Source organism: Microbacterium sp. NPDC090281 (assembly GCF_044769635.1).
GTDB lineage: Bacteria > Actinomycetota > Actinomycetes > Actinomycetales > Microbacteriaceae > Microbacterium.
Map to the genome: position 1 here is coordinate 1,912,817 of NZ_JBIVYH010000001.1, position 15,814 is coordinate 1,928,630.

16 protein-coding genes are annotated in these 15,814 nt (G+C 65.4%); 6 read left to right on the top strand and 10 right to left on the bottom strand.

Annotated elements, in window-relative coordinates; translation table 11 throughout:
• Positions 1–15: 15 nt before the first annotated feature.
• The 5 genes from ACIQTX_RS09195 to ACIQTX_RS09215 form a co-directional block, all read right to left on the bottom strand.
• Positions 16–939: an NAD-dependent epimerase/dehydratase family protein gene (locus ACIQTX_RS09195; protein ID WP_402971495.1), complete on the bottom strand. Its 924-nt coding sequence runs from the start codon at positions 937–939 to the stop codon at positions 16–18.
• Positions 926–1,945, bottom strand: coding sequence for a glycosyltransferase (locus ACIQTX_RS09200; RefSeq protein ID WP_402971498.1), 1,020 nt, complete (start codon positions 1,943–1,945; stop codon positions 926–928). Before ACIQTX_RS09200 ends, ACIQTX_RS09195 begins: the two co-directional genes overlap by 14 nt.
• Positions 1,942–2,772, bottom strand: coding sequence for a glycosyltransferase family 2 protein (locus ACIQTX_RS09205; RefSeq protein WP_402971501.1), 831 nt, complete (start codon positions 2,770–2,772; stop codon positions 1,942–1,944). The genes ACIQTX_RS09200 and ACIQTX_RS09205 overlap by 4 nt, the downstream gene beginning before the upstream one ends.
• Entirely contained in the window at positions 2,769–3,221 is a 453-nt protein-coding gene (locus ACIQTX_RS09210) for a GtrA family protein (protein ID WP_028503683.1), read from the bottom strand. The genes ACIQTX_RS09205 and ACIQTX_RS09210 overlap by 4 nt, the downstream gene beginning before the upstream one ends.
• Before the next feature lie 134 nt (positions 3,222–3,355).
• Positions 3,356–5,467: an acyltransferase family protein gene (locus ACIQTX_RS09215; protein ID WP_402971504.1), complete on the bottom strand. Its 2,112-nt coding sequence runs from the start codon at positions 5,465–5,467 to the stop codon at positions 3,356–3,358.
• A gap of 221 nt (positions 5,468–5,688) precedes the next feature.
• On the opposite strand from ACIQTX_RS09215, the gene glf reads away from it, so the two are divergent.
• Genes glf through ACIQTX_RS09230 form a run of 3 tightly spaced genes read left to right on the top strand, consistent with a single transcriptional unit; the run spans position 5,689 to position 8,391 of the window.
• Complete coding sequence (gene glf / locus ACIQTX_RS09220) at positions 5,689–6,825, top strand: UDP-galactopyranose mutase (protein ID WP_028503684.1); 1,137 nt, start codon at positions 5,689–5,691, stop codon at positions 6,823–6,825.
• A 10-nt stretch (positions 6,826–6,835) separates the two neighbouring features.
• Positions 6,836–7,654: an ABC transporter permease gene (locus tag ACIQTX_RS09225; RefSeq protein WP_028503685.1), complete on the top strand. Its 819-nt coding sequence runs from the start codon at positions 6,836–6,838 to the stop codon at positions 7,652–7,654.
• Positions 7,654–8,391, top strand: a complete 738-nt coding sequence (locus ACIQTX_RS09230; protein WP_028503686.1) for an ABC transporter ATP-binding protein — start codon at positions 7,654–7,656, stop codon at positions 8,389–8,391. The genes ACIQTX_RS09225 and ACIQTX_RS09230 overlap by 1 nt, the downstream gene beginning before the upstream one ends.
• A gap of 18 nt (positions 8,392–8,409) precedes the next feature.
• On the opposite strand, the gene ACIQTX_RS09235 is transcribed toward ACIQTX_RS09230, so the two are convergent.
• From ACIQTX_RS09235 to pseB, 3 genes are read right to left on the bottom strand one after another with little or no spacing between them, the layout of a single operon-like run.
• Positions 8,410–9,252 (bottom strand): cytidylyltransferase domain-containing protein, encoded by an 843-nt coding sequence (locus tag ACIQTX_RS09235; protein WP_402971509.1) that lies wholly within the window; start codon positions 9,250–9,252, stop codon positions 8,410–8,412.
• On the bottom strand, positions 9,138–10,262 hold the full coding sequence (gene pseC, locus ACIQTX_RS09240; protein ID WP_402971512.1) for a UDP-4-amino-4,6-dideoxy-N-acetyl-beta-L-altrosamine transaminase: 1,125 nt from the start codon (positions 10,260–10,262) through the stop codon (positions 9,138–9,140). Before pseC ends, ACIQTX_RS09235 begins: the two co-directional genes overlap by 115 nt.
• Before the next feature lie 2 nt (positions 10,263–10,264).
• Positions 10,265–11,254, bottom strand: coding sequence for a UDP-N-acetylglucosamine 4,6-dehydratase (inverting) (gene pseB / locus ACIQTX_RS09245; protein WP_105526871.1), 990 nt, complete (start codon positions 11,252–11,254; stop codon positions 10,265–10,267).
• A 111-nt stretch (positions 11,255–11,365) separates the two neighbouring features.
• Here pseB and ACIQTX_RS09250 point away from each other — a divergent pair, with 111 nt between their 5' ends.
• Positions 11,366–12,859 (top strand): GNAT family N-acetyltransferase, encoded by a 1,494-nt coding sequence (locus ACIQTX_RS09250; RefSeq protein WP_402971516.1) that lies wholly within the window; start codon positions 11,366–11,368, stop codon positions 12,857–12,859.
• On the opposite strand, the gene pseI is transcribed toward ACIQTX_RS09250, so the two are convergent.
• Complete coding sequence (pseI, locus tag ACIQTX_RS09255) at positions 12,860–13,921, bottom strand: pseudaminic acid synthase (protein WP_402971519.1); 1,062 nt, start codon at positions 13,919–13,921, stop codon at positions 12,860–12,862. It abuts the gene before it with no gap.
• 155 nt (positions 13,922–14,076) lie between these two features.
• Here pseI and ACIQTX_RS09260 point away from each other — a divergent pair, with 155 nt between their 5' ends.
• Together ACIQTX_RS09260 and ACIQTX_RS09265 are read left to right on the top strand one after the other, a co-directional pair.
• Positions 14,077–14,763, top strand: coding sequence for a hypothetical protein (locus tag ACIQTX_RS09260; protein WP_402971522.1), 687 nt, complete (start codon positions 14,077–14,079; stop codon positions 14,761–14,763).
• A 32-nt stretch (positions 14,764–14,795) separates the two neighbouring features.
• Positions 14,796–15,188 (top strand): hypothetical protein, encoded by a 393-nt coding sequence (locus ACIQTX_RS09265; protein WP_402971525.1) that lies wholly within the window; start codon positions 14,796–14,798, stop codon positions 15,186–15,188.
• Positions 15,189–15,225: 37 nt separating this feature from the next.
• Here ACIQTX_RS09265 and ACIQTX_RS09270 read toward each other — a convergent pair whose 3' ends face one another.
• Positions 15,226–15,810, bottom strand: coding sequence for a hypothetical protein (locus tag ACIQTX_RS09270; RefSeq protein WP_402971528.1), 585 nt, complete (start codon positions 15,808–15,810; stop codon positions 15,226–15,228).
• Positions 15,811–15,814 lie beyond the last annotated feature (4 nt).

A 15,814-nucleotide genomic window follows, 5' to 3' on the forward strand; every position in this document is an offset into this window, starting at 1 on the left:
GCGGCGAGAGGCGGCTCAGGAGGGCAGGATGTGCTGGCTGAGCTGCGCCCGGTAGATGTTCCCGAGCCCCTCAGGGACGGTGGTGGAGACGAAGGCGTCCAGTTCCGGCCAGACGATCGACCGGACGCGGAGGTCGCCGGCCTGGCCGGTGGCGTCTCCCTGCCCTGTGACGATCGGCACGGGTTTGCGCCGCAGGCGTGACATCTCACCCATGAGAGCGCCGATGGAGAGGGCATCCATCGCCCCGACGATCTTCGTGACGACGCTCCCCGCGGGTTCCGCTGTCATGCGTGACATCGCAGCGAGGACGACGCGCGCGCAGTCATCGACGTAGATGTAGTCGCGCAGCGTGTCGAGGGGAACGTAGATCGATACGGGTCGGCCCGTGACATAGCTCTCCACGATCACCGAGATGAGCCCCTGTCCCTTGCCGAGGTCCTGACCGGGGCCGTAGAGGTTCGTGATCCGAGCGATGAAACCACGGAAGCCATGCGCTGCCGCGTGGTCACGGAGCGATTGCTCCATGCCCAGCTTCGTCTCGCCGTAGGCGGACATCGGGATAGCGGGGGTCTCCTCCGTGAAGGGCGGAGACGAACTTCCCGCGTAGGCACCTCCGACGCTGGAAGCGAGGAACACGCGGCCACGCGTCCGGATCTCCTCCGGGAGTTCGGCGACGGCGTCGAGGAACGCGTTGAAGACGGCTCCTTCTGCGAGCATGCGGTCGCGGGGCGTCGAGGTCACACCGCGCCCGGCGCACCAGTAGATGCTCCATTCGCCCTCGAGTCCCGCGACGAATCGAGCGAGGCCTTCGCGCAGATCATTCTCCGACGCGAGCTGATCGGCCCAGTTCACCGAGACGGCGAACGCAGGACTCCCGAGTTGGGACGCGATCGCCGAGCCGAGGAGGCCTCGGCCGATGACCCAGTCAGCGCTCTGCACGCTGGCGCCCGAGCGGCCCTGCCTTGGGGTCGCGCACGATGAGGTATGCAGGCTTGCCGAGCGCCATGTTTACGGCGACACCGACGTACTCGGCGATGATGCCGAGCGCGACCAGGATGGCACCGGTCCCCAGTGCGGTGAGGACCATCTGAGACGTCCATCCCTCGGGAACATCGCCTCCGGCGAACCGCATGATCGTCAGCCAGATCGCGAACACGATGCCGCCGACGGCGAAGAGAGCCCCGAGCGCGGTGACGAGCCGAAGACCGCGAGTACCCGAGGTCAGGATCATCCGCCAGAAGTGAGCCATGAGTCGTCGATACGAATACCCGGATCGACGGTCGCCCTCTTCACGCAATTCGACGGGCGATGTCACGATGTTCGCGGCCACCCAGGACAACGCGACGTCGAGGTACACGCCGGTCCCGGAGTAGGCGGCGACCGAGCGACCGACCTCGCCCAGGATAAGGCGGAAGCTGTTGAAGTTCGAAGCGCGTCCTCCACCGAACACGGTCTCGAGGATCCGCTTGGAAGTGCGTGACGCGGTGTTGCGGAGATAACCGTGTGGCGGTGCGTTGGTGGGCTCCGCGTAGACGACATCGGCCTGCTGCGACATGGCCGTGTCGAGCAGCGAACCCATCGCGGACGGATCGTGCTGGCCATCCTCGTCGAGCGTGACCACCCAATCTCCACCGGATGATGCGATGCCCGCGAGCGTTGCCGCGTGCTGCCCGAAGTTCCGGCTCAGCCACACCGCTTTCACATAGGAGCGCTCTGCGGCGAGTCGTCGGATGACGCGGGCCGAATCATCGGGTCCATGATCGAACGTGAGCACCACTTCGTGCACCACGGCATGGTTGCCGCCTCGCGTGACGAACGGCTCGGTCAGAGGTGCGATCTCATCCAAGATCGCCTCGAGCGTGCGCTCGCCCTGATACACGGGGATCACGATGGAGAGACGGTGCACGTAGGGGGTGTCCACCCCGGGGGTTTCGACTGCGCTCATCGCATTCTCCGTTCCAGCACTCGGTAGCTGAGTCTTCTCGCACGTGCCATGAGGCTTGCACGGAAGTTGCCGATCACGACGTCGGTGCTCTTGACGGCATCGGGGTACGCCTCGTGCAGCCATCTGTGGAACTGATGCGCCTGAGTGGCCTGCTCCTTCACGAGCGCCACGCTCCACTGGGTGGTGCTCATCCGGAAGGTGGCCCCGGTCTCCAGGTCGGGTACGAAGTCGCCGGTCATCAGAACCCGGGAGTACGAGGCCTGGTCGATGAGGTACGGGAACCGGTCATACCATTCGCCCGCATCCTTCAACGCGGTCGTGCGCATCATGACCGATGCAGGTTCCCCGAACTGGTTCGATCCTGCGCGTACCGCTCGACGCACAGCGGCGCTTCCAGGCATGCTCTTTGAGAGGCCGCGCAGTCCCCATCCATGGAAGAGGACCTTGCTGTCGGCGTCGACGATGTCGCGGCGGCAGGCGGTGAACACCGCTCCGGACGCGGTGAGGAGTTCGGCTTGGCGGGCGAGGACACCGGGGCGGAGGACATCGTCACCGCATACGAGCTTGACGAAATCGCCCGTCGCTTCTGCCGTGACGCGGTTCCAGTTGCGAGGAGCCCCGCCGCCGGCCGGGGTGTCCAGCAGCGTGACCCGAGCGTCGGACTCGTATTGCGCGATGACCTCTCGAGTGCCGTCGGTCGACGAGTGGTCAGCGACGATGAGTTCGAGATCGACACCCTGCTGCGAGAGGACGGACTCGATGGTCTCGCCGATGACCTTCGCATTGTTGTATGCGGGGATGACGACGGAGACGCGGGGAGCGGTCACGAATCGGCCTTTCTGCGGAAGGAGAAGCGAGAATGCCCGAACCAGCTGACCATCGTCGTGACGAAGACGATCAGTGCCTGCGCGGGGATCGGCGGAATGTTCGCGAACTCGACGAGCACGGGAAGCAGGATCGCATTGACTGCGAGGGCGACGAGGTAGACCGACTCGAAGCGAGCCAGATCCAGCCACACATGCCCACGGACCTTGAAGACGAAACGTCGATGCAGCACGAACGCGCACAGGACGCTGGCGACGTGTGCGAACAGGAGCGTCGCCATGTAGCCCCAGAGCTTGCCGATGGTGAACTCGAACAGGACGAACCATCCGAATCCCACAGCGGTGTTGATGATGCCGACGATGACGAATGCGACGCGTCGGTCTTTGAAGAGCCTCAGGAACGGGCCGTCTGGGGCGTCCTGATCGAGCTCACCGTTGTCCGGAAGTGCCATGGATACTTTCTCGCGTCCTTCGTGCTCTGAGCGCTTCGAGAGCAGCGATCCGGGCGTCGGATCCTGAACAGCCTACCGAAGGATTCTGGATGGCCGGTGATCTCGGATTCACGCGTCGAGCGGTGTGTGCATCTTCACTTCGCCGCCTGGAGGAGCGGATCCAGCTGCTCCGCGATGGCTGCGCGGGTGCTCGAGGCGAAGCTGCGGGTGACGTGATTGTCATCGGAGTAGACGACGAGCCCTCCGATCCGCGAGTAGCACCGGACCGCATCGCAGAAGGCATCGTCCAAGTCGATGACCGAAGCTCCGGTGCTCCCCGCCGCCGCGGTCACGGGGTCATCGAAAGCGGCGTCCGATCGGAGCAACGTGCAGTCCTCCGGCCCCGCAGCTCTGCTGAGGCAGTCGGAGGCGCTTCCGCCGCTCTTCGGTGGAATGCTGTTCATCTCGGGCGGATCCTTGAGCACAGCGACCGATTTCCCGGCCTCCTGCAACCGGCTGATCGTGGCGGCTACCGCAGACTCGCTCAATCCGGGCGGCTCGCCCTCTGGCGAGAGGTACAGTCGGGTGCGGTTGGTCAGCACAACGGCACCGATGCCGGGATCAGCGGCGATCTGGGAGACCGCGTCCTCGGAGAGCCGCCGGCAGTTCTCGGCCGTCTCAGGGAACCCCCACGCAGTGCTGACGAGGTCATCGACGAAGGCGGGGCAGCCGGAGATCAGGAATGCCGATGTGGACCACCCGGCGTCCGTGGCGACGCTTCGAAGGGATTCGACCCAACGTGTGGCGTGCGAGTCGCCGATGATGGCGAGCCTCGGCGATGTGTCGTCACCGAAGTCGCAGCGCTTCACCTCATCGGCCTGCGCAGAGACCTCGCACTCGAGCACGTCGGACGGCGGTATGTCGGCGCTGAAGGAGGAGAGATCCGCGATCAGCGGGATGGACGCCGGATCGCCGCAGTCCTCGTCGAGCATCGCCTCCGCGCCGACGCACTGCGCAGGCGAGGCCGCTGGTTCCGGAACGGGTGTGGGACGCCAGATGGCGAGGGGCAGAGCGACAGCCACAACGACCGCCATCACCATCGCCACGGCGGCGAACACCCACTTCGGGCCGAAGCCGGCAGAGATGCGCCCGGTGCGGATCGGATCCTCGACCAGGACCTTGGAGAGCCAGCCGAGCAGGATCGATGCCGCGAGTATCGCGAGCTTGTCCACGGTCGACAGTTCGCGTCCCATGACGAAGGGGAGGAGGACGATCAGGGGCCAGTGCCAGAGATAGACGCCATAGGAGACGTCGCCGACGAACTGGACCGGGCGTAGCTCCATCGCCCGGCGGGTCGAGAGCCGAGTCTCCGGCGCGCCCGCGAGGATCACGAGACAGGTACCCACCACAGGGAGCAGAGCGGTGAAGGAGGGGAACGGCGTCTGCGGGCCGAACAGCACAATGGCGGCGATGATGAGACCGAACCCGAGCCAGGACAGAACGGTCGCCGCATACGGTCGAAGGCGGATCGCCGTCTTGTTGGCGAGCAGGATGGACAGGAGAGCTCCGAGCCCGAACTCCCACACCCGCGTGCTCGTGAAGAAGTAGGCCATGCTCTGGTTCTCGGCGGTGAAGGCGATGGAGTGCACGAGAGAGACGACGACGATCAGTGCGATTCCGAGAGGCATCACCAGGGAGTGATGCCTCCGGACCCGCCGTCCGAGCGCCGCGACGAGCAGGAGAAGCAGGGGCCAGAAGATATAGAACTGCTCCTCGACTCCCAAGGTCCAGAAGTGCTGGGTGGGCGACTTCACGTTGGACAGCGCCATGTAGTCGACGGACTGCCACGCGAGGGCCCAGTTCTCACCGTAGAGTGCCGATGCGATGATCTCGCCGCCGAACTGCGGCCATCGCGACGGGGGAACGAAAAGATAGACGGCGCCTGCCGTGACGAGGAGCACGAGCATCGATGCGGGGAGCAGGCGACGCGCTCGACGGGCCCAGAACCTCGCCAACGCGATCTTCCCGCTGCGCTCATGCTCACGCAGCAGGTGCGCGGTGATCAGGAATCCCGAAACCACGAAGAAGACGTCGACCCCGACGAAACCACCGGCCAGTCTGGTCGGCCACAGGTGGTAGATCAGAACGGAGAGGACGGCGAGAGCGCGGAGAGCTTGGACCTCCGGTCGCACCCCTGACCGGGTGTGCTCGCCGGTCGAGGCGGCGGACGTCGCGGCCCGGGGTGAGAGCGCAGTGTGATGTGCCATGGGATCCTTCGCAAGAATGACGGCGCTGGGGGCGTGACCTCGTGAGGAGCGTTCGTCTCGCACGCGATGCTGTCGTTTCGTCGCCTTCCCCCGCCGACAAGACTCTATGTCACTGTGTGGTTGGAGTTGGCTGTCAGCAACGGACGAATAGACTCGGTACGCGGGAATCCGCTCGGCCGCAAGGATCGCGTCGGCGGGATAGTCAATCGGAAAGCAGCAAAATGGATCTCCTCGTCGTCGGATCGGGCTTCTTCGGCCTCACCATCGCAGAACGCGCCGCCAACGCCGGCCGCAAGGTCACGGTCATCGACCGCCGCCACCACATCGGCGGCAACGCGTACAGCGAGGCAGAACCCGAGACGGGCATCGAGGTGCACCGCTACGGCGCGCACCTGTTCCACACCTCGAACGCGACGGTGTGGGACTACGTCAACCGCTTCACCAGCTTCACGAACTACGTCCACCGCGTGTACACCACGCACAAGGGCACGGTCTTCCCGATGCCGGTGAACCTCGGCACGATCAACCAGTTCTTCCAGTCGGCGTACACGCCAGACCAGGCGCGGGCACTCGTCAAGGAGCAGGCGGGGGAGTTCGATTCGAAGACCGCGGCGAACTTCGAGGAGAAGGGCATCGCCCTCGTCGGTCGCCCGCTGTTCGAGGCGTTCTTCCGTGACTACACCGCCAAGCAGTGGCAGACCGACCCGCGGAAGCTCTCGGGCGACATCATCAGCCGCCTCCCCGTGCGCTACACGTACGACAACCGCTACTTCAACGACACCTGGGAGGGTCTCCCCACCGACGGCTACACCGCGTGGTTGGAACGGATGGCCGACCACCCCAACATCGAGGTGAAGCTGAACGTCGACTACTTCGACGACGCGCAGCCGCTGAACAAGAAGGCGACCGTGGGCCAGGTTCCCGTCGTCTACACCGGTCCTGTCGACCGGTACTTCGATTACACGGAGGGTGCGCTCAGCTGGCGGACACTGGACTTCGAGCAGGAAGTCCTCAGCGTCGGCGACTTCCAGGGCACGAGCGTCATGAACTACCCCGACATGGACGTCCCCTACACGCGCATTCACGAGTTCAAGCACTTCCACCCTGAGCGCAAGGACATCTACGCACAGGAGAAGACGGTCATCATGCGCGAGTTCTCGCGCTTCGCCGAGCGTGAGGATGAGCCGTACTACCCGGTGAACACCCCGGGCGACCGCGAGGGACTGCTGGCGTATCGCGACCTGACGAAGGGGGAGGCGGACGTGCATTTCGGCGGGCGCCTCGGCACGTACCAGTACCTGGACATGCACATGGCGATCGGCTCGGCGCTGTCGATGTGGAACAACGAGCTCGCCTAGACTCGGCACTGTGAGTCACGCTGCTGTCGGGGCGCCGGGGACGCCGCGGCGATATCTTCATTCGCTGTGGCTGCTGTCGGCGCGCGATCTCAAGGTCCGCTACTCCACGAGCATCCTCGGGTACCTCTGGTCGGTGCTGGATCCGCTCGTCATGAGCATGATCTACTGGTTCGTCTTCACGCAGGTGTTCAAACGAGATGTCGGTGAAGAGCCCTACATCATCTTCCTGATCAGCGCCCTGCTGCCGTGGGTGTGGTTCAACAGCTCCGTCTCGGACTTCACGAAGGCGTTCAAGAAGGACTCCCGGTTGGTGCGCTCGACCGCCATCCCGCGATCGATCTGGGTGAACCGCATCGTACTCAGCAAGGGCATCGAGTTCTTGTTCTCTCTGCCCGTGCTCGTGCTGTTCATCGTCGTCAACCTGTTGGTGGAGGTCGATCCGGAAAGGACAGTACAGATCGGCTGGGGTGTCCTCTGGCTCCCGCTCGCGGTCCTGCTGCAGACGATCCTCCTCGTCGGCCTCGGGCTGCTGGTCGCTCCACTCTGCGTGCTCTTCGTCGACCTGGAGCGCACGACGGCTCTGATCCTGCGTGCGATGTTCTATGCCACCCCGATCATCTACAACGTGACAGACCTCCCCGGGATCTTCCAGACGCTCGGCGCGTTCAACCCTCTTGCGGGGATCTTCATGCTCTACCGCATGCCGTTCTTCCCCGACCAATGGAACACATTCACCTTGACGATCAGCATCGCGATGAGCCTGCTGGTGCTCGCGCTGGGGATGTGGACCTTCCGGAAGCTGGAACGACCCGTGCTGAAGGAGCTGTGATGACCGCGGCCATCGAAGTGCGGGGACTCGGTGTGAGCTTCCGCCGAAACAGGCGTGGCAGCCGGACCCTCAAGGATCTCTTCGGCGGAGCGCCGCGCCGATCCAGGCCGGGGGAGTTCTGGGCGCTCCGCGACGTCTCCTTCTCGGTACAGGCAGGGGAGTCGATCGGGGTCGTGGGGCGCAACGGTCAGGGGAAATCGACGCTCCTCCGACTGGTCGCGAAGGTGCTGCTTCCCGATGAGGGCACCGTGACCGTCAACGGCGGCGTCGCCCCGCTCATCGAGATCACGGGCGGATTCGTCGGTGATCTCACCGTCCGAGAGAACGTGCGGCTCACCGCCGGCCTCCACGGGATGTCGCGCGACGAGGTATCGCGACGGTATGACGGCATCATCGCCTTCGCCGAGCTCGCCGGCTTCGAGGACACCCCGTACAAGCACCTGTCGAATGGGATGAAGGTACGGCTCGCGTTCGCGGTCGTCTCTCAGCTCGATGAGCCGATCCTTCTCGTCGACGAGGTCCTCGCCGTGGGCGACAAGGCCTTCCGCGAGAAGTGCTACCGGCGAATCGACGAGCTTCTCGCGGATGGGCGCACGCTCTTCTTCGTCAGCCACAACGAACGCGACCTGCGTCGCTTCTGCACCAGGGGCCTCTATCTCGACAAGGGAGCACTGGTGCTGGACGCACCGATCTCCGAGGTCCTCGACCGTTACAACGACGACTACAACGCGCGCTGAGAACGTCTGCCCCGGACGTTAGGCTCCGAGTTTCTTCTGCTCGACGTGCGCGTTGATCGCGACCAGTTCGGGATGCTCGTCGAGGAGATCGATGATCCCGCTGGCATCGAGAGACGCGGCGCCATGCTGCTCGATGAGCGCACGTACCACGACGAGGTCCTCAGGCGTGTCGACCGTCAGACGGTATCGGGACGCATCGGGAGAACGCGTGACGGCGTGCAGGGCAGCGTGCCCGCTGCGGTTGCGGTAGAGATATGGGGTGACGTGCTCGCGGTCCACCGGATCTGAGGACCGCGCGTCGGCCTCCAGGAGCGCTGCGGCGGAGAACACCTCGAAATCGAAGCCTCGGGGGTATGTTCGCTCGAGCACGTTGGACACGTGTGCCGAGGGGTCGTCCAGCTCGATGTAGCGGCGGATTCCCGCTTCGATCACTGCCGGATCGATGAGGGGGCAGTCAGAGGTCACACGGACGACGGTGTCGAGCCGCGCATCGCGAGCCGCGCCTGCGAAGCGGCTCAGCACGTCCGACTCGCTGCCGCGGAAGACCCCGGTGCCGCGTGTCAGGGCGAGAGCGGCGATCGGGTCATCGGCGGCGTTCGTCGTCGTGGCGACGATAAGCGGCAGGCCGAGTCTCTGGAGTCGGTCGATGTGATGGTCGAGCAGCGAGCGCCCGCCTGCCGGGAGCAGAACCTTCCCGGGCAGACGCGTACTGGTCATCCGTGCCTGCGTGATGATGCCGACACGCGTCAATGGAGCGCCTCGGTGAGAGCGTCGACGACCTGGTCGACCTGTGAGTCGGTCAGCTCGGGATGGATGGGCAGCGAGAGCTCCTCGCGGTAGAACGCCTCCGCATTCGGGCACATGCCGCGACGGTAGCCCGCGTCCGCGTACACCGGATGCCAGTACACGGGCATGTAGTTGACCTGTACGCCCACACCGAGCTCTCGCATCCGGTCGAAGACCTCGCGTCGGCGGCCGTCGAGGATCCGCACCGGATAGAGGTGACGCATCGCGTCGACGTCTTCTCGTTGGATGGGCGTCCGCACGCCGTCGACGTCGGCGAGTGCGTCGTCGTAGCGCCGCGTGATCTCCGCGCGCCGACGCTTGAAAGCGTCGAGTCGGGAGAGCTGTGAAAGCCCGAGCGCACAGGCGATGTCGGTCAGTCGATAGTTCACACCGAACTCGTGGACTTCCTGATGCCAAGCCCCTTCGCCGGGGACCTGGAAGCGTGCGGCGTCTCGCACGAGACCGATGTTGTGGAACTCGTATGCGCGCTGCGCCAGCTGTGGATCTTTGGCGACGAGCGCGCCGCCCTCGCCGGTGGTGAGGTTCTTCGTCGGGAAGAACGACAGCGTCGTGAGGTCGGCGAGGTCGCCGACCGGTCGGCCCTTGTAGGTGCTTCCTATCGAGTGCGCCGCATCATCCAAGACGAGGGCACCGACGCGCGATGCTGTGTCTGAGAGTCGGTCGTAGTCGGCCGGGTGGCCGGCGTAGTCCACCGCCGCGATGACCCGGGTGCGTTCGTCGATGAGAGCTTCGACGGCATCGGGATCGATGAGTGCAGTGTCCTCTTCCACATCGGCGAAGACGATTCTCGCGCCGAGCATGGATGCTGTCGACGTCGTCGCGATGAACGTCATGGGTGTCGAGATCACGACGTCACCTGAGGAGATACCCGCCGCCGCATAGGCCATGTGCAGTGCCGCGGTGCCCGAGGTCGCCGTCACCGCGCGGTGCCCGCCGGTGATCTCGCCGAGCTTCGCCTCGAAAGCTGAGACCAACGGACCGGTGGTGAGCCAATCGCCGCGGAGCACGTCGACCACCGCTTGGATGTCGTCCTCGGAGATGGACTGGCGCCCATAGGGGAGCATCTTCAGATCCCTGCTTTGATGATCGACGCGATCTCCGACTGCGAGTACCACCGATCGTTGCTGTCGGACCGGTACGCGAACCCCTCGGGCACAGGCACGGCCCCTTGCGGGACCCGGTAGCCCCACGACGCGAGGTCGGGTTGGATGATGAAGTACTTCCCGTCTGCGACGACCACTGCGCGGCGCCCTTCTTCGGGGCTGATCATCTCCTCGTGCAGCTTCTCGCCTGGTCGCAGACCCACATCGACGAGTTCGGCACCCGGAACGACGGCGTGTGCGAGGTCGGTGACCTTCATCGAGGGGATACGGGGAACCAGCAGCTCACCCCCCTGCATGAGCTCGAAGGTGTCGACCACCATCTCGACCGCCTGAGGCAGTGTGATGAAGAACCTCGTGCACCGCAGATCGGTGATCGGTAGGGGTTTGCCCTCTGCGCCGAGCTTTTCGAAGAAGGGGATGACCGAACCACGAGAGCCCATGACATTCCCATACCGCACGACAGCGAAGCGCGTGTCGTAGGCTGCGGCGTAGTGGTTGCCGGTGATGAAGAGCTTGTCAGCGGTGAGCTTGGTCGCGCCGTACAGGTTGATCGGGCTGGAGGCCTTGTCGGTCGACAACGCGACGACGCGCTTGACGCCGGCATCGATGGAAGCCTCGATCACGTTCTGACTGCCGAGCACGTTGGTCTTGACGAACTCGAACGGGTTGTATTCCGCCGTGTCCACCTGCTTGAGCGCGGCGGCATGGACGACGTAGTCGACGCCATGCAGTGCGCGCACGAGACGTCGCTCATCGCGGATGTCGCCGATGAACCAGCGCAGACGCGGATCGTCGCCGAACTGCTGCCTGACCTCGTACTGCTTGAGTTCGTCGCGCGAGAAGATGACGAGGCGACGCGGGTTGAGGTGCGTCAGGGCATGGCGGATGAATGCCTTGCCGAACGATCCGGTGCCGCCTGTGATGAGGATGCTCGAGCCCTCGAGAACCGACACTCTGTCTCCCTCAGCGTCGTCGTTGGCGTGGATTCTCGGGTTGGATCACGCCCGGCCTATCCTATCGGGTGGGGACGAGCGTGCCCCGAAGCAGGCTATGAAGGGCGAGCCATGAACCAGCGACGAGCCGTCCTCCACTGCAATGCGGGAGGCGAGTACGGCATGGGCCACCTCATGCGCACTCTCGCGCTGGGCGGCGCCGCCCACCGCCGTGGCTGGTCGGTGTCCGTCATCGGCGACATCGACGAGGTCGGGATGAGCATCGCGCGGCGGATGGAGCCCGACCTCGCGCTCGATTCCTCTCAGGGGGCTGCGCTGCTCGATTCGCTCGCTGATGCGGCGAGAGACGCGGACGTCGTTCACCTGGACAGCTATTTGGACGCTCCTGACCTCTCGTCGTCCAAGGCACTCGTCAGCAACATGCAGGATGGTCCGTACGGCGCGCGGGCAGCCGACCTCTCCATCGACGCGAACCTCGGGGCGGAGAGAACCTTCGAACGCGTGGAGCTCAGCCGGAACGCGCTCGTCGGCCTCGACGTCGCAGTGGTGCGCGATCAGGTCCTCCGTCGGCGTGATGCCCCGCTCCGCACGACGGGCTCGCCGCGTGTGCTCGTGGTGATGGGGGGTTCCGATCCGCAGGGCCTCACGGCTCGCGTCACGCGAGCGCTGGACGGTTTCCGTCATCCGCTCAGAGTGACGGTGGTGGATCCACGCGACCGTGACGAGGTACGTGCCGCCGCAGCGGATTCCTCCCACGAGACTCGTGTCATCGGATTCACCGAGGACTTGCCCGCGATCGCCCGCGAGCATGACTTCGTGGTGACCGCGGCCGGCACATCCGTCTGGGATTTCGCATGCATGGGACTTCCCATGGGCCTCCTGTGTGTGGTGGACAACCAGCGGCTGGGGTACGAGCAGGTGGTGTCACAGGGGCTGGCCACAGCGCTCGGCGCGCCGCCGCACGCCGATCTGGAGGCACGGGTCATCGCCCTCGAGTCCGTCCTGCACGACCGTGCTGAGCTCGCGGCGCAGGCAACCGCACTGAGGGATGCGGTGGACGGTCTCGGGACCTGGAGGATCGTCGCCTCCTGGGAGCAGCTTGTCGACACCCGGCAGGACGCGCCTCGCGCCTCGCGCCCGATGGCCGTGCGGAGGGCGACGGCTGACGATGCCCTGATGCTCTTCGACTGGCGCAACGACGAGAGCACTCGCGCCAACTCGCGCTCGACCGGCCCACTCGAATGGACTTCACATGTCGCATGGCTCGGCGGCGCTCTGCTCGACCCCGATCGACGCCTGCTGATCGTCGAATCCGACGGGGATCCGGTCGCGACGGCGCGGTGGGATCGGCGCTCGGAGACGGATTGGGAGGTGTCGATCACGATGGCGCCATCGCATCGCGGGCAAGGCCTGGCGTCCGCTGTGCTCGCCGCGTCCGAGGGAGCGCTGATCCTCGACGCGCCGAGTCGGCTCATCGCCTCGGTGCACACCGAGAACACGGCGTCGCTGAGGTTGTTCCAGAGGGCAGGCTACCTGCCGCATCTGCCGGCAGATTCCGGAGGCTTCGCGACGTTTGCGAGATGGCGTCTCGCCCCGGTCCGCTGACTACAGCAGATCCCAGGAAAGGGGGGTTCCCCGATCCGCATCGTGGGTGAAGCGGCGCCCCTCGACCAGGGCGAAGTCGTCCGGGGCGAGTCCTCCCGCGGGCCGGATCGAGCGGACGTTCGAACTGCTGACGATGTCTCCGGCGCGGACATCGGCGGTCACGTAAAGAGAACGGCGCAGTGCGAGTACGGCCTGCTCCTGAGGCGTCGGCCCGAAGGCCGTTCCGCTGGCTGCGGCGACTCGGGCCTGCTCGGAGGCCGAGACCAGCGCGGCGAACTCGCTCGGGCTGAGTGAGAAGTCCGCATCGACGCCCCCGTCGCCCCGATCCAGGGTCACGTGCTTTTCGATCACGACGGCGCCGAGCGTCGCCGCAGCGACGGCGACCCCGATGCCGAGGGTGTGATCCGACAGCCCGATCGGCACGTCGAAGGCCTCGCGGAGTGTGCGGATGTTGCCGAGTCGTGCTTCCTCCGGCACGGCAGGGTATGCCGCGGTGCAGGCCAGGAGCACCAGCTGGGTGTTGCCGGCGTCTCGGATCGCGGTCACCGCGGCGTCGATCTCCGAGAGCGTCGCCATTCCGGTGGAGACGATCATCGGTTTGCCCGTGCGAGCGACCTCGCGCAGCAGCGGCAGATCGATGATCTCCGCCGACGCCGTCTTGTAGAGCTCGACGCCGAGATCTTCGAGGAAGGCGACCGAGCTCGGATCGAATGGAGTGGAGAACGGGATGAGGCCGTGTGACCTTGCCCTGTCGAAGATCTCCGCGTGCCATTCCCAGGGGGTGTGTGCCTCCTGATAGAGCGAGTAGAGATTGCGGCCACCCCAGAGGTCGTGGTCGCCGGCCACCCGGAACGCGGGACGGTCGGAGTCGATCGTGAGAGTGTCCGCCGTGTACGTCTGAATCTTCAGGGCTTTGGCCCCGGTGGACGATACGGCATCCACGATCGCGAGCGCACGATCGATGTCTCCGTTGTGGTTTCCCGACATCTCGGCGATGGCGAACACGGGGGAGCCGGTACCGATCGTCGCGGAAGAGAGGTCGATGGTCTGCGCAGAAGTCACGCCGACAACTCTAGACGCGACCGAACTCGAGGAGGCGAACGCATCGCCTCGGCGCGCAGCGGTTCGCACAGGGATGATGCTTCGCTCCTCGGCCAAGAACGTTATTCCGGTACGTCCGGCATATTGCCCTAGGCTGAGGATCTATGGGGCGCGTAATGAAGCTCGTCACGGACGAGCAAGCGACGGCTGGCGAGGCCGCTTTCTACGATCGTCTTCGTCCGCTCGTGGCATCCTTCGGATCGGCGGACGGCATCCGCCGGGTCGCGGTCGTGGGAAATCAGCCGCTGGATGCGTCGACGGAGCGTGCAGAGCGGATCGATTCCGCCGACTTGGTCATCCGAGTCAACGGGTTCCGCATGGACGATGTCGACGGGCCTGCCGCTGTCGGACGCAGGGTGGACGTCATCGTCTTCAACCGAGGGGTGCGGCCCACGCCCTGGTTCTTCGCTGACTACACGGATCGTTTGTACCTCATGGTCGAGCCGGGGCGTCTCCTCTGGGAGAATCCCAAACTTCCCGAGTTCTGGCCCGCCGACCTCGGGATCGTCACCATGCCCAACCGCGAGGTCGTGCTCCCGCTCGGCGAGGCGATGGGCGCCGACCCCCGCGCAGGCGGGCAGTGGGCGACGACCGGCACCGTGATGCTCTGGATCGCGACGAGGCTCTTCCCGAATGCCGAGATCGATGCCACCGGATTCTCCTTCGTCGACGCGCCGGATCAGACGGCCTGGAACCACGCTTACGGCGATCCGTCCGCAGTCGGTGCCGAGCACCGTATCGACCTCGAGTCCCTGCTCGTACGTAGCTGGATCGATTCCGGTCGAATCTCGTATCACCGTTGAACTGAATACCCGAACCATCGCCAATCACCCGAATGATTGAGGACACAATGCTGAACCGATTCCGTCGGCGCTTCGATGCTGCCGTCGAGACCCGAGTGGACGCGCGCGTCGATGCGCGCGTGGATACGCGTCTCGCGGAGGCGCGCGAGATCATCGAGCGTGCACAACGGGACTACGACGCCCGCCTCGGAGGAAATCAGGCAGATTTCTCGTATCTGCGCTCCGAGTTCGATCGCATCGCGCCACAGCTCGCAGCGCTCGAGCAGCGTTTCGAATGGCTTCGTTCACAGCTCGAGATCGAAGAGCCCGATTCGGAGAGCGCCCTCGCGAAAGCGACGCTGGAACACGAGCGTGCGCGGCTTCGCCTCGAACTGGCCTCGCACTACGAAGAGCGTCTGCGGCGTCTCGAGTCCGGGGAAGCCTGACCTGCTGCTTCCAGCTCTTCGAGTGACGTCGATCGGGTCAGAGCCCGACCGTCTCGCGTAGGGCTTCGGCTGACGTGCGTGCGGCATCGATCGCTGCCGCGACACCGCTGCCGGAGTCCGCTGCGCTCCGCAGCTCGGCCAGGCGCCCCGCGTAGTCGCTGAGTGCAGCGTTCCATTCCGATTCGATCGACGACGGAGGAGCGGACCCGGAGAGTCGCTGCGCGTCGGCCTGGAGGGAATCCACCACTGCCACAGCGTCTTGGCCGCTGGACTTGGAGACGATGTCGAGGCCGGTGAGCGCGTCGTCGAGGTAACCCTGGACCTGCCCGCGGAAAGCGTCGACCGTCGGGTCTGCAGGAGCGGGCGGAGTGGTGACAGGGGTCATCGAGGGGTCGGGCTCTGGCTCGGCAGACGGCGTCGCAGTCGTGCTCTCCGTTGGCGATGCCGACGGAGATGCGGTCGGCTCAGGCGTCCCGCCCCGGGGGAGGAGGAAGAACAGCACCACGCCGACGATGACCAATGCAGCCACGATCAGGCCGAGAATCAACCAGATTCGACCCCGGTTCTTCGGCTTCGGCTCCAGGGGAGCCCAGCGGAGCTCAGGCTGCGGTTCATCGGTCATGGCC

Excerpts from the sequence above, each read along its gene's own strand:
- ACIQTX_RS09265 (WP_402971525.1), top strand. The coding sequence starts at position 14,796 with ATGATTGAGGACACAATGCTGAACCGATTCCGTCGGCGCTTCGATGCT.
- ACIQTX_RS09215 (WP_402971504.1), bottom strand. The coding sequence starts at position 5,467 with ATGGCACATCACACTGCGCTCTCACCCCGGGCCGCGACGTCCGCCGCC.
- ACIQTX_RS09210 (WP_028503683.1), bottom strand. The coding sequence starts at position 3,221 with ATGGCACTTCCGGACAACGGTGAGCTCGATCAGGACGCCCCAGACGGC.
- ACIQTX_RS09230 (WP_028503686.1), top strand. The coding sequence starts at position 7,654 with ATGACCGCGGCCATCGAAGTGCGGGGACTCGGTGTGAGCTTCCGCCGA.
- ACIQTX_RS09270 (WP_402971528.1), bottom strand. The coding sequence starts at position 15,810 with ATGACCGATGAACCGCAGCCTGAGCTCCGCTGGGCTCCCCTGGAGCCG.
- ACIQTX_RS09200 (WP_402971498.1), bottom strand. The coding sequence starts at position 1,945 with ATGAGCGCAGTCGAAACCCCCGGGGTGGACACCCCCTACGTGCACCGT.
- pseC (WP_402971512.1), bottom strand. The coding sequence starts at position 10,262 with ATGCTCCCCTATGGGCGCCAGTCCATCTCCGAGGACGACATCCAAGCG.
- ACIQTX_RS09260 (WP_402971522.1), top strand. The coding sequence starts at position 14,077 with ATGAAGCTCGTCACGGACGAGCAAGCGACGGCTGGCGAGGCCGCTTTC.
- ACIQTX_RS09250 (WP_402971516.1), top strand. The coding sequence starts at position 11,366 with ATGAACCAGCGACGAGCCGTCCTCCACTGCAATGCGGGAGGCGAGTAC.
- glf (WP_028503684.1), top strand. The coding sequence starts at position 5,689 with ATGGATCTCCTCGTCGTCGGATCGGGCTTCTTCGGCCTCACCATCGCA.